12 protein-coding genes are annotated in these 14,323 nt (G+C 65.5%); 5 read left to right on the top strand and 7 right to left on the bottom strand.

All coding sequences use genetic code 11. From position 1 onward, the window contains the following. Nucleotides 1-32: 32 nt before the first annotated feature. The 6 genes from rhaM to AC2EAL_RS05645 form a co-directional block, all read right to left on the bottom strand. Nucleotides 33-347 (bottom strand): L-rhamnose mutarotase, encoded by a 315-nt coding sequence (gene rhaM / locus AC2EAL_RS05670; protein ID WP_484723193.1) that lies wholly within the window; start codon nt 345-347, stop codon nt 33-35. Next, nucleotides 347-1,303 (bottom strand): ABC transporter permease, encoded by a 957-nt coding sequence (locus AC2EAL_RS05665; RefSeq protein WP_484723192.1) that lies wholly within the window; start codon nt 1,301-1,303, stop codon nt 347-349. The genes rhaM and AC2EAL_RS05665 overlap by 1 nt, the downstream gene beginning before the upstream one ends. Continuing rightward, a complete protein-coding gene (locus AC2EAL_RS05660; RefSeq protein ID WP_484723191.1) occupies nt 1,300-2,304 on the bottom strand; it encodes an ABC transporter permease in 1,005 nt (334 codons plus the stop codon). The genes AC2EAL_RS05665 and AC2EAL_RS05660 overlap by 4 nt, the downstream gene beginning before the upstream one ends. Before the next feature lie 151 nt (nt 2,305-2,455). Beyond that, nucleotides 2,456-3,967, bottom strand: coding sequence for a sugar ABC transporter ATP-binding protein (locus AC2EAL_RS05655; protein WP_484723190.1), 1,512 nt, complete (start codon nt 3,965-3,967; stop codon nt 2,456-2,458). Nucleotides 3,968-4,034: 67 nt separating this feature from the next. Beyond that, entirely contained in the window at nt 4,035-5,078 is a 1,044-nt protein-coding gene (locus AC2EAL_RS05650; protein WP_484723189.1) for a rhamnose ABC transporter substrate-binding protein, read from the bottom strand. Between the two features lie 40 nt (nt 5,079-5,118). Next, nucleotides 5,119-5,919 (bottom strand): DeoR/GlpR family DNA-binding transcription regulator, encoded by an 801-nt coding sequence (locus AC2EAL_RS05645; RefSeq protein ID WP_484723188.1) that lies wholly within the window; start codon nt 5,917-5,919, stop codon nt 5,119-5,121. Nucleotides 5,920-6,077: 158 nt separating this feature from the next. Here AC2EAL_RS05645 and AC2EAL_RS05640 point away from each other — a divergent pair, with 158 nt between their 5' ends. The 5 genes from AC2EAL_RS05640 (at nt 6,078) to AC2EAL_RS05620 (ending at nt 13,533) form a co-directional block, all read left to right on the top strand. After that, nucleotides 6,078-8,147, top strand: a complete 2,070-nt coding sequence (locus tag AC2EAL_RS05640) for a bifunctional rhamnulose-1-phosphate aldolase/short-chain dehydrogenase (RefSeq protein ID WP_484723187.1) — start codon at nt 6,078-6,080, stop codon at nt 8,145-8,147. Between the two features lie 9 nt (nt 8,148-8,156). After that, complete coding sequence (gene rhaI / locus AC2EAL_RS05635; protein WP_484723186.1) at nt 8,157-9,443, top strand: L-rhamnose catabolism isomerase; 1,287 nt, start codon at nt 8,157-8,159, stop codon at nt 9,441-9,443. A gap of 24 nt (nt 9,444-9,467) precedes the next feature. Further along, complete coding sequence (locus AC2EAL_RS05630) at nt 9,468-10,523, top strand: DUF4037 domain-containing protein (protein ID WP_484723185.1); 1,056 nt, start codon at nt 9,468-9,470, stop codon at nt 10,521-10,523. After that, complete coding sequence (locus AC2EAL_RS05625) at nt 10,520-11,506, top strand: uroporphyrinogen decarboxylase family protein (RefSeq protein ID WP_484723184.1); 987 nt, start codon at nt 10,520-10,522, stop codon at nt 11,504-11,506. Before AC2EAL_RS05630 ends, AC2EAL_RS05625 begins: the two co-directional genes overlap by 4 nt. Nucleotides 11,507-11,751: 245 nt before the next feature. Continuing rightward, nucleotides 11,752-13,533, top strand: a complete 1,782-nt coding sequence (locus AC2EAL_RS05620; RefSeq protein ID WP_484723183.1) for an alpha-L-rhamnosidase-related protein — start codon at nt 11,752-11,754, stop codon at nt 13,531-13,533. A 3-nt stretch (nt 13,534-13,536) separates the two neighbouring features. On the opposite strand, the gene AC2EAL_RS05615 is transcribed toward AC2EAL_RS05620, so the two are convergent. After that, nucleotides 13,537-14,322, bottom strand: a complete 786-nt coding sequence (locus AC2EAL_RS05615; protein WP_484723182.1) for a hypothetical protein — start codon at nt 14,320-14,322, stop codon at nt 13,537-13,539. Nucleotide 14,323 lies beyond the last annotated feature (1 nt).

The following is a 14,323-nucleotide window of genomic DNA, read 5'->3' as shown; positions in this document are numbered from 1 at the left end:
CAGCGACGAGTGACGAAGTCATCGAGGAGCGGTCAGGGGAGGTAGAAGGTCTCGGTCAGCGGGATCGCGACGGGGGAGCCGTCGGGGTTCGTGGCCATGATGTCGCCCATGTAGGACCACCACTTTTTCATCACCGGGTGGTTCGGCAGGTCGTCCATCGCATGGTCGTCACGGCGTTCGAGGTAGCCGAAGAGGGTGTTCGTTTCCCGGTCCAGGTGGATCGAGTAGTTCGAGATGCCGGTGTCCTTCAGAAGCTGCACCAGTTCCGGCCAGATCTCGTCATGGCGGCGGGTGTAGTCGGCCTCCATGCCGGGGTTCAGGCGCATCTTGAAGGCGTGGCGTTGCATTACGCTTCCTTTCGTTTGCGGGCTTTGAGGTCGGCCATCAGGTTCGGCAACAGGACCGAGCCGATCAGGAGGACGCCGATCACGCCGGTCTGCATGTGGCCAGTGATGCTCAGAAGGCCCATGCCGTTCCGCAGGTTGAGGACGATCAGGATCGACAGGAGCACGCCCACCATGCTGCCTTTGCCGCCGAAGATGCTGACGCCGCCCAGGAGGACCATCGTGATGATGTCAAGCTCGAACCCCAGCGCGGTGTCGCCGCGGACGGAGCCCAAGCGGGCGGCGTAGAGGAGGCCGCAGAGGGCGGAAATCAGCGCGGAGAGGAGGAAGAGGACGGTCTTCACCCTGGCGACGTTGAGTCCGGAGAAGCGGGCGACCTCGGCGTTCGTCCCGATGACGATGACCTGACGCCCGAAGGAGGAGCGGTGGAGGGTCATGCCGAGGAGGATGAGGAGCAGCACGAACAGGATCATCGAGAGGGGGATCGGGCCGATGAGGCCCTTCTGGCCGAGATCGGTGAACCATTGCGGAAAATCCCCAAGCGAGTTGTCCTGGACCAGGACCCGGGCGAGGCCGCGGAAGCCGATCAGCATGGCCAGTGTCACGACGAGGGACGGAATGCCGACGCGGGCGATGAGGACAGCGTTGACCATTCCGGCGATCAGGCCTGCGGCAAGGCAGATGAGGCAGGCGAGGCCCCCGGGCATGCCTGCGTTCACGAGATAGCCGAAGAGCGCGGCGGAGAGGCCCATGATCGAAGCGACGGAGAGGTCGATCTCGGCGTTGATGATGACGAGGGTCATGATCAGCGCGACGATGATCTTCTCGATGTGCAGCTGGAACAGGTTGATCTGGTTCTGCACCGTCAGGAATTCGGGCGCGAAGCTGGCGTTGAGCGCAAGGGTGGCAAGGAAGACGGCGAGAAGGCCGGTTTCCCAGGGGGTGAGGAGTTTGGTCACTGCGTTCCCCCCTTGCGAAGTTTGGACAGTTGGCGGCTGGCGAGCGTATCGAGGGTGACGGCGGCCATGATGAGGCCCCCCAGAAGCGCGTCGCGCCAGAATTCGGAGACGACGGCCCAGCGGGTCAGCGAGTTGTCGATGGTGTCGACGAGAAGCGCGCCCATCAGCACGCCGATCATCGAGCCGGAGCCGCCCATGATGGAGACACCTCCGACGACGACGGCGGCGATGGACTTGAGCTCGTAGCCGAGGCCCGCGACGACGGTGATGTTGCCGAACTTCGCCAGGAACAGGAAGCCGGAGAGACCGGCGAAAGCCCCGGCCAGGACGAAGGCGGTGAAGACGACGCGGTTGGCGTTGATCCCGGCGATCACAGCGGCGTCGGGGTTGGAGCCGACGGCGTAGAAGCGGCGGGCGGGGCGGTAGAAGGTGAGCGCGAGGCCAGTGACGAGGACGGCGACGAGGGCGAGGACCACGGTCACGCGGATGTCGAGGTCGCCGATGGAGAAGGCGTTGGCGGAGGGGAGGTCAACGAGCCACTGCGGCAGGCTGGCGGTGGTGATGGTCTTGGCATCGGACCATTCGACGAGGAAGCTGCGGAAGAGGGCCAGCGTGCCGAGGGTCACGATGATCGAAGGCACCCGGCCCCAGGCGATGATGATGCCGTTGATCGCACCAAGGACCGCGCCCAGCGCCATGCAGAAGAGGACGGCGAGGACGGGGTGGAGGTCGGGCATGGCGTTCAGGGTCTGCCCAGCCATGTAGGCCACGACGCCGAGGATCGAGCCTGCCGAGAGGTCGATGTTGCGGGTCATGATGACGATGGCCTGCCCGACCGCGATCGGCAGCACGACAGCGGCGGAGGTGCTGATCCGGTTGAACATGCGGGGCGACAGGTAGCCCTCGATCTGCGTCGCGAAGAAGAGGATCGTGGCGAGAAGGGCGAGGCCGAGGGCCACGAGGCGCAGGGTCTGCGGCGAGGCGCGGGTGAGGAGGGTCATGCGGTGTCCCCTTGGGTGGGGGCGGTTTTCGAAATGAGCGCTGACGCGCGAGCCTTATGTCTCGCCTCTGCGCGCGAAGGGCGCGCAACCGGCTCGGACTGCCTCCGGCGGGGATACTTAGCGACAGATGAAATGGTCGTGGGGCGCGCGGTCATGCAGCGGGTCTTTCTGCGGTGGCCTGTCCGGCGGCGAGCGCGATGACGCGTTCCTGGGTGGCGTCCTCGATGGGGAGGATGCCGGCCTGGCGGCCCTCGCGCATCACGAGGACGCGGTCGGCCAGCGCCAGGACCTCGGGCAGGTCGGAGGAGATGACGAGGATGGCGACGCCTTCACTGGCGAGCTGGCGGATGATGGCGTGGACCTCGGCCTTGGCGCCGACGTCGATGCCGCGGGTGGGTTCGTCGAAGATGAGGACGCGGGGTTTGGTCTCCAGCCACTTGGCCAGCATGACCTTCTGCTGGTTGCCGCCCGACAGTTTGCCGACCTCGATCAGGGTGTCGGGGGAACGGATGGCAAGGCGTTTGCGGTAGGTTTCGGCCATAGCGGCCTCGGCCTGCCGGTCGATGAGGCCGAAGGGTTTCAGGAGTTTCTTGAGGCTTGCGAGCGAGATGTTGGCGAAGATGGAAAGCGGCATCGCAAGGCCGAGCTTGCGGCGGTCTTCGGAGACATAGGCGATACCCAGGTCCATCGCCTGTTGCGGCGTGGTGATGCGGACTTCGCTTCCGGCGAGGGTGATGGTGCCTTCGGTCGCAGGGGCGATGCCGAAGAGGGAAAGGGCGACATCGGTGCGCCGCGCGCCGACGAGACCGGCGAAGCAGAGGACCTCGCCCTTGTGCAGGTCGAAGGTGATGTTCTGGAAGACGCCGGCGCAGGTGAGGTTCTTGACGGAGAGAAGCGTATCGCCATGCGGGTTGGCGGCGGTCTTGACCGCGAAGCTTTCCAGCGCACGGCCGACCATGTCCTTCACCAGGCCGTCTTCGGTGACCTCGGCGATGGGCTTGGTGGAGATATGCGCGCCGTCGCGGATCACGGTGACGCGGTCGGCGATGCGGAAGATCTCGTCCAGGCGGTGGGAGATGTAGATGACTGCAACGCCCTGGGCCTTCAGCGCGCGGGCGATGTCGAGGAGGCGGGCGACTTCGTGGGCCGAAAGGCTCGCCGTGGGTTCGTCCATGATCAGGACCTTGACCTTCAGGGACAGCGCGCGGGCGATCTCAACCGTCTGCTGTTCGGCGAGCGTCAGGCCCGAGGCGGCGCGGCGGACGTCAAGCTTGACGCCGAGGGGGGCGATCAGCGCCTCGGCCTCGGCATAGATCTCGGACCAGCGCATGATGCGGCCCTTGGCGCGGTTCGAGATGAAGATGTTCTCGGCGACGTTGAGGTCGGGGAAGACCATCGGCTCCTGGTAGATCGCGGCGATGCCGGCGTCTTGTGCGGCCTGGGTGGATCTGAGCGTGACGGGCTGGCCGTCGACCGTGATGGTGCCGGTGTCGGGCTGGTGGACGCCGGTCATGATCTTGATGAGCGTGGACTTCCCCGCGCCGTTTTCGCCGACGATGGCATGGACCTCGCCCGGCATGACCGACAGCGACATGTCCTTCAGCGCCTGGGTGGCCGCGAAGGATTTGGACAGGCCAAGAAGTTCCAGGACCGGCTGGGCCATGGGGGATGTTCCGGGAATGAAGGGAAGGGGGCCGCGCGTGGCGACCCCCAGGGAGCAAAGGCAGCCGTCAGTTGGCGGCGGCTTCGACGTTGTCCTTGGTGTAGACGGTGAACGGCCCCATCAGCACGCGCTTGGCGCCCGGACGGCCGGGGTCTTCCTCGATCTTGAAGGCGCCCATGCGGCCGGCGTTGAACTCCTCACCGATCTCGCCCTTGATCGCGCCGGTCGCCAGCGCATAGGAGGCGTGGTAGGTGAGATACCCGAGGTCGACGAAGCTCCACAGCGCGAACTGCGGGGCGCAGCCGTTCATCGTGTAGCTGACCATTTCCGCCGGCAGGCCGAGGCCGGAGACCTTGACCTTCTCGCAGAGGCCTTCGTCCTGCATGGCCTTCGACGCGGCGACGATGCCGACGGTGGTCGGGGCCATGATGACCTTGAGGTCGGGGTACTTGTCGACGAGGCCGAGGGCCTTGTTGTAGGACTCTTCCGACTGGTCGTTGCCATAGACGACGTCGACGAGCTTCAGGTCCTTGTACTTGTCGCCCTTCAGCGCCTCTTTCATCATGTCGATCCAGGCGTTCTGGTTCGCGGCGTCGGGGCTGGCCGACAGGACCGCGAATTCGCCCGAACCACCGGCAAGGTCATAGGCCATGTCGGCCATCACGACACCGATCGAGCCGAAGTCGACCTGGGCCACGAAGAAGGATTCGCCCGCGCCGTTCGGGATCGGGCTGTCCCAGGTCACGACCTTGGTGCCTGCGGCCTGCGCGGCCTCGGCGGCAGGCGCAATCTGGTCGCCCGCGTTGTTCGACAGCATGACCACGTTCTGCTTCTGGGTGGTGGCGTTGGTCAGCATTTCGATCTGGCCGGCTGCCGAGTTTTCCGGCGTCGGGCCGATGAATTCCAGCGTGCCGGTCGAGCCGAGCTCTGCCGCGGCTTCCTGTGCGCCACGGTTGGCCTGGTCGAAGGGCAGGATGCCCAGGAATTTCGGCAGCAGCACCGCATTGACCTGCTGGCCCGGAGTTGCGGTGACGGGTTCGGCCATCGCGGTCGAGCCCATCAGGGTCGCAAGGCCTGCGGCAAAGGCAAGGCCGGTAAGTTTCATCATCATTAGTCGTCTCCTCCCGTTTGTTATGCCTGCCGTGCCCTTCTCAGGCGGCGGTCAGGACTTTGGCTTCCTTCACGTCGATCAAGACCACCTCGACGCCCAGCTGTCGAAGGTGGTCCAGCATGTGGGGTGGCGCGCCCGTGTCGGTGACCAGCGTGGTGACGCGGGACAGGGGGCAGACCACCATGTTGCCGCGCGCCTCGAACTTGGAGCTGTCGGCGACGACAATCAGGTTTTCGGTGCGGGTCAGAAGCTTGGCTTCGGCCCGGGCCACCAGCGGATCGCTTTCGATGATGCCGAGCGGCGTGATCGAATAGCAGGACATGAACATCTTCGACGCGGCGAAGTGCTGGATCGCGTCTTCGTCGAAGGGGGAGAGGATGATCCCGGCCTCACGATACAGCTCGCCGCCCGGCAGGACGACGCGGTTCATCGAGTTGGCGATGAGTTCCTGCGCGATGGGGAAGGAGTTGGTCAGGACCTGCATCCGGTGCTGGCGCAGGTATTGCGCCATGAACCAGGTGGTGGAGCCCGCGTTCAGGATGATCGAATCGCCGTCATGGCAGAGATTGGCCGCGCCCTGGGCCACCGCTTGCTTCAGGTCGGCATTGAGCGTCTGGCTGGCGTCGAAAGAGGGAGCGGTCAGCGGGGTCTGGCCAGAGGCCACCGATTCCGCGCCCCCGTGGACGCGGCGCAGCTGGCCGGAGTCCTCCAGTTTCGCCAGGTCGCGGCGCAGGGTGGCGACCGAGGCGCCGGTGACGCCCACAAGGTCGGCCACGCGGACAATGCCGCGGTCCCGGAGGCGGGTCAGGATCAGCTGCCATCTTTCGCGTTCGTGCATCATGGTTGGGAAGGCTGTCAGAATCGCTCATATCCGTCAACAAACAATCGCAATGCTGCATTGCGGAAGATTCTCTGCGGTGCAGTATGGCGTTTCGTGATTGACTGTGAGCGTTTCGTCCCTATCCTTGGCTGCAACTTTTTCAGCCAAAGTCCGGACCGATGACCCAGGAAATCACGCTCAAGTCCCTGTGGGACGACGCTTATGCCGCCACCTTGGATGAGCCTGGGAAGCTTCTCTACCGGTCGAACCTGCTGGGGTCGGACCTTCGAATCACCAACTTCGGCGGGGGGAACACGTCCGCGAAGGTCATGCACAAGGACCCGCTGTCGGGTGAGGACGTGCAGGTGCTGTGGGTCAAGGGCTCGGGCGGGGACATTGGGTCGATGAAGCTGGACGGCTTCGCGACCCTCTACATGACCAAGCTGATGCAGCTGCGCTCGCAGTACCGGGGCCTGGACCAGGAAGACGCGATGGTCGAGGCCCTGGGGCACACGATCTTCAACCTGAACCCCCGCGCGCCTTCCATTGACACTTGGCTGCATGGGTTCGTGCCTTATACCCACGTCGACCACGTCCATTCCGACGCGGTGATCGCGATTGCGGCCTCGGCGGATCAGGTGCGGCTGACGGAGGAGATCTTTGGCGGGGAGCTGGGGTATCTGCCCTGGCAGCGGCCGGGGATCGACCTCGGGATCAAGCTGGGCCGCATGGCCGAGGAGAACCCGAAGCTGAAGGGCGTGGTGTTGGGGCAGCATGGGCTGTTCACCTGGGGCGCGACGGCGAAGGACTGCTACCTGCTCACGCTGGAGATGATTAACAAGGCCGCCGTCTGGCTGGATGCCAACGTGAAACGGCCGGTATTTGGAGGCGAGAAGGTTGCGGCTTTGCCGGCTGACGACCGCAAGTCGACGGCGCGGCGGTTGATGCCGCTGATCCGGGGGCGCATTTCAGGCGGGGCGCATATGGTCGGCCATTTCACCGACGCGCCGGAGGTGCTGGAGTTTGTGAACTCTCGTTCACTTGACCAGCTGGCACCGATGGGGACCTCCTGCCCCGACCATTTCCTGCGGACGAAGATCAAACCATTGGTCGTCCCGGCGGATGCCGATGCGGGCGCGCTGGACGGTCTGATCGCGGGCTATCGCGCGGACTACGCGGCCTACTATGACCGCTGCAAGCGCCCCAACTCCCCGGCAATGCGCGACCCCAACGCGGTGATCTACCTGGTGCCGGGCGTGGGGATGATCTCTTTCGCCAAGGACAAGGCGACGGCCCGGGTCTCGGCAGAGTTCTACGTCAACGCGATCAATGTGATGCGGGGGTCTTCGGGCGTTTCCCAGTATCAGGGCCTGCCGGAGCAGGAGGCTTTCGACATCGAATACTGGCTGCTGGAAGAGGCGAAGCTGCAGCGGATGCCGAAACCGAAGCCGATGGCGGGCCGGGTGGCCTTCATCACCGGTGGCGCAGGAGGGATCGGGTCGGCCTCGGCAGAGCGGCTCTTGCGCGAGGGCTGCAACGTGGTGCTTGCGGACATCGACCAGACCGCGATGGACGAGGTCGTGGCGGGCTTCGCCAAGCGCTATGGCAGCGACATGGTGCGCGGCGTGGTGATGGACGTGACGTCGGAGGCGGCCGTGATCGGGGCGGTGGAGTATACCGTGGGCGAATACGGCGGCCTCGATGTGCTGGTGAACAACGCGGGGATTACGTCAGCGGCGGCTGTCGAGGATACGACGCTGGCGATGTGGAACCGGACGATGGACATCCTGTCGACGGGGTATTTCCTCGTGGGGCGTGAGGGCTATCGTGTTCTGAAAGCTCAGGGAATCGGCGGGTCGATGGTCTTCATCTCTTCGAAGAACGGGGTGGCGGCCTCGCCCGGCGCATCGGCCTATTGCACGGCCAAGGCGGCGGAGATTCACCTCGCCCGCTGCATGGCGCTGGAAGGGGCGCCACTGGGGATCCGGGTCAACGTGGTGAACCCTGACGCGGTGCTGCGGGGGTCGAAGATCTGGAAGGGCGAGTGGTCCGAACAGCGCGCGGCGTCGAACAAGATCGCCGTGTCGGAGCTGGAAGAACACTACCGAAAGCGCAGCCTCTTGCAGCGATCGGTCTTCCCGGAGGATATCGCGGAGGGGGTCTACTTCTTCGCCTCCGACCTGTCGGCGAAGTCGACGGGCAATTTCCTGAACGTGGACGCGGGCAACGCCGTGTCCTTCACGCGATAGGGGGCGGGGATGCTGGTTTCCGAGGATCTGGTCGGCTCGCTGAACGAAGCGGCGCGCGTGGCGCATGAGGATGAGTTTGGCGCCTTGGGGCGGAAGCTCGCACGGCGCGGGGTGGACATAGAGGCGTTGGTGAAGCGGGCAATGGCCTGGTCGGTGGCCGTTCCGACCTGGGGCGTGGGGACCGGGGGGACGCGATTCGCGCGGTTTCCAGGGAAGGGAGAGCCGCGGAACATCCACGACAAGCTGGCCGATTGCGGGGTGATCCAGCAGCTGACGCGGGGGACGCGGACGGTCAGCCCGCATATCCCGTGGGACAAGGTGTCCGACTACAACGCGCTGCGGCAAGAGGCGGCGCAGTATGGACTGGGGTTCGATGCGGTGAACTCCAACACCTTCCAGGACCAGATGGATCAGCGGTTGTCGTATCGCTACGGGTCGTTGGCGAACGCCCGTTCCGATACCCGCGCGCAGGCGGTGGCGCACAACATAGAATGCATCGAGATCGGGAAGGCCCTGGGCGCCCCGGCTCTGACGGTCTGGATCGGCGACGGCACGAACTTCGCCGGGCAGCAGAGCCTTGGGCGGATGTTCGAGAACTATCTTTCCGCGATGGAAGAGGTCTATGCGGCCCTGCCTTCGGGCATGGCGATGTTCATCGAACACAAGATGTACGAGCCGGCCTTCTATTCGACGGTCATCAGCGATTGGGGGTCATCGCTGATGGCGGCGCAACATCTGGGGCCGCAGGCCAAGTGCCTGGTCGACCTCGGCCACCACGCGCCGAATGTGAACATCGAGCAGATCGTGGCGCGGCTGGTCCATGTCGGGCGGCTGGCGGGGTTCCACTTCAACGATTCCAAGTATGGGGATGACGATCTGGATTCGGGATCAGTAGACCCGTTCCGCCTGTTCCTGGTCTTCAACGAACTGGTCGAGGCGGAGTTGCGCGGTGCCAAGGGCTTTGCTCCGTCCTACATGATCGACCAGAGCCACAACGTGACCGATCCGATCGAAAGCCTGATGGGTTCGGCGGTAGAGATCGCGCGGGCCTATATCCAGGCGTCGCTTGTTGACCGTGCGGCTTTGACTGAGGCGCAGGAGGCCAACGACGTCATGGCCGCGCACCGTTGTCTGAAGGCCGGGTTCCTGACCGACGTCTCGCCCATTCTGGCCGAGGCGCGGATGCGGCAGGGCGGGGCTTATGATCCCATCGCGGCCTATCGCGCCAGTGGGTATCGCGACCGGGTGGCAAAGGAGCGGCCGGAGGTGAAGGGGTCCTCGTCCGGGATCGTCTGACGCGCCGGAGGGGAGGCCGGGAGGATGACAAAGCACTCGATCATCGACGAAAGCCATGCCTTCTGGGACGAGGTGGTGCATTCGTTCCTTGCGGCGCGCTTTCCGGCCGAGACCGCACAAATGGCGGCGGGGGTCTTCGGCTACGGGTCCGAGGTCCTGCGGCTGGATGACGAGTATTCCACCGACCACCACTTCGGGCTGCGGGTGAACGTGCTGCTGCCTGAAGTGGTGATGCAGGCACGAGGGGCGGCGATCGAGGACGCGCTGGCCGAAGGCCTGCCGCAGGTCTGGCGGGGTCGCGAGTTGCGCGAGGGGTATACGCGGACCAAGGGCGTGGCGCTGGGGTCGCTGGAGCATCACCTGCGGTCGACCATCGGGCTGGACGCCCCACCGAACAGTCATTCACAATGGCTGGCAATCCCGGAAGAGGACATGATGCATGTCATCGCAGGGGAGGTCTGGCATGATCCCTCGGGCCGGTTTTCTGCCGTGCGCGAGGCCTTGGCGGCCTACTATCCGGAGGAAGTCCGGCTGCGGCGGCTGGCGCATTGGTGCCGGTATTTCAGCGGCATGGGGGTCTATGCGCTGAAGCGCGCGCTTCTGCGGAACAACGAGCTTTACGCCAGCACCACCTTTGCCCGGTCCCTGCGCTGGGGGGTACAGATGGCGTTCCTCTTGGACCGGCAATACTATCCCTATGACAAGTGGCTGACAGTGATGTTCCATCGCCTGCCCCGGATGGGCGCGCGGCTGGCGGCCATCGTAGAGGAAGCGCCGAAGCTTTCGACGCCTTGGGAGCGGAAGCTGGAGCTTCTGCACCAGATGTCGGACGTGCTGGATCAGGCGATGGTCGAGGACGGGTTGATCGCGCCGCACCCGCGTTACAAGGTCTCTGCAACCTCGGGCTACCGGCTGCTTGAGTCAGCCTATGCCGAGCTGATCCGCAAGTGCCCGGCCGAAATCCGGGGCATCGTTCCGCAGTGGGAGCAGGTGCATTGGGAGGGGTTCCACTCTGAATTCGTCGCTGGAGTGGGGCTGGAGGACTGGCGGCGGATGCTGCTTCTGGAGGAATACGAATGAACGGTTATGAACGCGTGATGGCGACGATCAACCACCAACCGGTGGACCGCACGCCCATCGACTGCTGGCTGTACCAGAAGCAGTTCCTGGAGCGGCTTGAAGCCGACTACGGCCCGCGGGAGAAATTCATCGAGGAGTTCGGGATCGACGTCTTCGTCGGCCTCATGCCCTTCCCGAACCAGCACGGGCGCAAGTTCGACATCCATGAACTGGCCGACGTTCCGCTGGAGGACCCCCGCGATCCGAAGTGGCTGAACTTCACCGACTGGAACTACGATTTTGGTGGCACGAACATCGCCACGGCGATCCGCGACCACAAGGGCAAGCGCTGCGTGCTGGCGCATTGCTGGGGGATGGTCGAGGGCACGTCGAGCTTCCTTGGGATCGAGAATTGCTGGATGAACCTGGGCGGCAATCCGCAGCTTATGGCCAATTTCTTCGACCGTTACGCCGACTGGATGTGCGTGCAGGTCGACCAGATGATCGAGGCGGGGGTCGACATGATGACCCTGTCCGACGACTGGGGGTCGAACGGGACGATGCTGTTCTCGCCGAAGTCCTGGCGGGCGATCATCAAGCCCTATGCGATGCGGGTGGTGCAGCACGCAAGATCCAGAGGGATGCCGGTCAACCTCCATTCGGACGGCTATATCCTGCAGGTCGTCGATGACATCATCGAGATGGGCTACACCTCCTGGCATCCGGTGCAGGAAAGCGCGGGAATCAACCCGCGTGAGGTCAAGGCGAAGTGGGGCGACAAGATCGTCATCTACGGGTCGCTGGACGTGATCGACGGGCTCTTGAAGTACGACGGCGAGGAGCTGGACGAGTACATCACCGAACGCTTCGGCATCTACGCGCCGGGTGGCGGGTTCATCTTCAACGGCGGGCACTTCATTCAGCCGGACATTCCGCCGATGCGGCTGGTGCGAGCTTACCGGCTGGTGAACAAGCTGGCGGCGCAATACGGGACGCTGCAGTGAAGCCACCTAAAGGCACGGTCTGGATCGGCCCGGCGCATCCTTTTGACTTGCGCGACGCATATGTGAACTTTCGCTCGGATTTTTCGCTTTCGGCTGCGCCGCGCGAGGCCGTTTTGCGGTTAAGTGCAGACAGTCGGTACCGGATTTGGGTGAATGGGGTGTTTGTGGGGCGAGGTCCGGAGCGGTCCTGGCCTGCGTCAATGGCGGTGGATGAACGTTTGGTCACGAATCTGCTTCGCCCGGGAGTGAACCGGATCGCCGTACAGGTCTACTCGCCCGGTCATTCCCATTTTGCCTATGTCCATCGCGGGGCTTGTGGGCTGATCGGGTGGCTGGAAGTGGATGGAAAGGTCGCCGAGACCACCGGCCCGCACTGGAAATCCCGGCGGGATCGGTCGTGGTCAGACCGGGTGGAGCGGGTCTCGATCTACGGCACGGGGGTTGAAGACCGGGATTTGCGGCTGGAGGAGGATTGGGTGGAGGCTGATGCCTCTGCCTGGGACGCGGCGCGGGTGGTGCAGGGGGCGGAGGGGCCGATCTGGCAGAGCCTTCGGCCACGGGCGACGGCGTTACCGGGGGAGGAAGTGCGGTACCTTGCGACGCCCTGGCAGGTCAGGACGGGGGCCTCGGTGTTTCCTTCGGATGATCCGCACGGCGATCTGCGAAAAGCCTTTTCACTTACGCAGTCTGGCACGAACCCCGCCCTTCTGCCGCGCGGCACTTCGGCGATCTGGATCTTCGACCTTGGAGAAAGCCGGGCCTGTCTGGGCGGCGTCGAACTTACGGCGGCGGGGGGTGAGCGGCTGCTGATCTCGTACGCTGAGAAGCTGCGGGACGGGGAGTTGCTGCTGCCCGACCCGGAGACCTATTGCCGGATGCGGCCTACGGATCGGTTCACTTTGCGGCCGGGGCGGCAGGTAGTGGGGGGGTTCACTGTTCGCGGCGCCCGGTATCTGGTGTTTGCGCTGGAGGGGGGTGGGATTTCTCCTGCCCCCAAGTTCCATGCGCGGCTGCCGGTGACGCCGGTGATGGAGCGGCCTCTGCCCGCTTTGGACCAGACGATGCAAGGCGTGGCGGAGATGTGCCGCCGGACGACGCTTGCCTGCCTGCAGGACGGGTTCGTCGATGGGGTCTGGCGGGAAAGCAGTCTTTGGCTGGGCGACGCCGTGGCCCAGGATTGGGCGCTGCGGGGGATTTCGGATGATCCGCGGCCTCTGCTGTTCGCCATCGACATGGCGGCGGAGGGGGTGGATGCAGAGGGGCTTCTGCCCTCGGTCCTGCCGGGGGAAGTGCCAGCCTATGCGGTGACGGATTACAACTTTTCCTGGGTGGAGCTGCTGGCGGGCTGCGCGACGCATCCGGGGGTGGCCGAGCCAGAGGCGGTGTGGCAGCGGCACTGGGGTGTGCTGGTCCGGATGCTGGAGCGGATCGCCTTGGCGCGGGGTCCGGATGGCCTGCTGCGCAATCCGCCGGGGCGGCGGCTGTTTCTGGACTGGTCGCCAATGAGCCGGGCGGAGCCGAACCTGACGCTGAACCTGCGCTATCTGCACGCGCTGCGGCTGGCGGCGGGGATGGCCGGGCAGGTTGGTCGGACGACGGATTGGGCGGAGCAGGCGGGGGAGATGACGCGGGCCTTGCAGGGGCTCTGGGGGCCGGACGGATGGCGCGAAAGTCCGGGTGGAGAGGCGGCGAGTCAGCTTGGGCTGGCGCTGTTGGTCCTGACTGGGGTGGTCGAGGGGGCGGATGCGGAACGTCTGGCCGAGCGGATCGTGGCGCGGTCGCTGGACCTGCGCGACGGGGTGGTGGAGGGGCAGCCCGCGCTCGCCAGCCCCTTCATGCACCACTATCTTTTCCTTGCGCTGCAACAGCTTGGCCGCCGCAAGGACATCCACGCGATTATCGCGGCGCGCTGGGGGCGGTGGGTTCGCGAAGGCCGGGTGACCACGCCGGAGAACTGGTCGATCGACTTCCCCGACGGGTCTGCCTGCCACGGATTTTCGGCGCACCCGCTGGGCTGGCTGGTCTGACGGCTACTTGGCCGTAAAGCCCGCCTTGAGGTCGCGGCCCAGCAGTTCCAGCGCAGCCTGGTCGCCCTTGGACAGTGACAGCAGGGCCTGCGCGACCAAGGTGCCGAATTCGGCGACGGCGTGGTCCAGGGCCATCAGGCGGTCATCGGCATGGGCGACGAGGCTGCCCGTCGCCTGAACCTGAGCGCTAAGCCCGTCAGCGGCCTTGCGTGCGGTGGCGGCGACCTCGGGCTCGGCGCCTTCGGCAATGCGGGTGACCTCGGTCAGGCGCTGGCGGGCCATCTGCGCCATCCCGGCCTGAAACCGCGCTGCCCCCCGACGCGAGGCGGCGGAGCGTGCCTCATACGCGATGGTATCAAGGCGCTGATCCAGCGAGGGCAGGACCGTCCCCACTGCCCGCGCGAGGGCCCGGGGCGCGCCGGCCTGGGCGGATGCCAACTGCAGGCGCTGTTCGATGGCCTGCCGCGCGAGACGGGTGACATCGGGATCGGCGCGAATCTCTTCGCCGAAGAGGGCGGCCAGTTCTTCCCGCAGGACCATGGGGTCATCGGGGCGGGAGACGAGGCCGAGAAGCGCCCGCAGGACGACGAAGCCCAGGCCTCCGGCCAGGCCCGCCTGCCAGGCGACGGGGGTCAGGACCCCGCGCACGCCCAGCACATAGGCTCCGGCGGTCATGATCAGCACCGCCCCCAGCGCCAGCGCCGCGCCACGGTCGGCCAACGCATCCCAGAGACGGCGGCGGGCAAGGCGGCGGCGCAGCGAGGGGCCACGGTCGGGGGTCGGGGCCATG

Source organism: Tabrizicola sp. T74 (assembly GCF_057219935.1).
Note: the sequence above shows the minus strand (reverse complement) of the source record. Positions and strands in the feature narration are given on the sequence as shown.

Excerpts from the sequence above, each read along its gene's own strand:
- rhaI (WP_484723186.1), top strand. The coding sequence starts at position 8,157 with ATGCTGGTTTCCGAGGATCTGGTCGGCTCGCTGAACGAAGCGGCGCGC.
- AC2EAL_RS05630 (WP_484723185.1), top strand. The coding sequence starts at position 9,468 with ATGACAAAGCACTCGATCATCGACGAAAGCCATGCCTTCTGGGACGAG.
- AC2EAL_RS05625 (WP_484723184.1), top strand. The coding sequence starts at position 10,520 with ATGAACGGTTATGAACGCGTGATGGCGACGATCAACCACCAACCGGTG.
- rhaM (WP_484723193.1), bottom strand. The coding sequence starts at position 347 with ATGCAACGCCACGCCTTCAAGATGCGCCTGAACCCCGGCATGGAGGCC.
- AC2EAL_RS05650 (WP_484723189.1), bottom strand. The coding sequence starts at position 5,078 with ATGATGATGAAACTTACCGGCCTTGCCTTTGCCGCAGGCCTTGCGACC.
- AC2EAL_RS05640 (WP_484723187.1), top strand. The coding sequence starts at position 6,078 with ATGACCCAGGAAATCACGCTCAAGTCCCTGTGGGACGACGCTTATGCC.
- AC2EAL_RS05660 (WP_484723191.1), bottom strand. The coding sequence starts at position 2,304 with ATGACCCTCCTCACCCGCGCCTCGCCGCAGACCCTGCGCCTCGTGGCC.
- AC2EAL_RS05645 (WP_484723188.1), bottom strand. The coding sequence starts at position 5,919 with ATGATGCACGAACGCGAAAGATGGCAGCTGATCCTGACCCGCCTCCGG.
- AC2EAL_RS05655 (WP_484723190.1), bottom strand. The coding sequence starts at position 3,967 with ATGGCCCAGCCGGTCCTGGAACTTCTTGGCCTGTCCAAATCCTTCGCG.
- AC2EAL_RS05615 (WP_484723182.1), bottom strand. The coding sequence starts at position 14,322 with ATGGCCCCGACCCCCGACCGTGGCCCCTCGCTGCGCCGCCGCCTTGCC.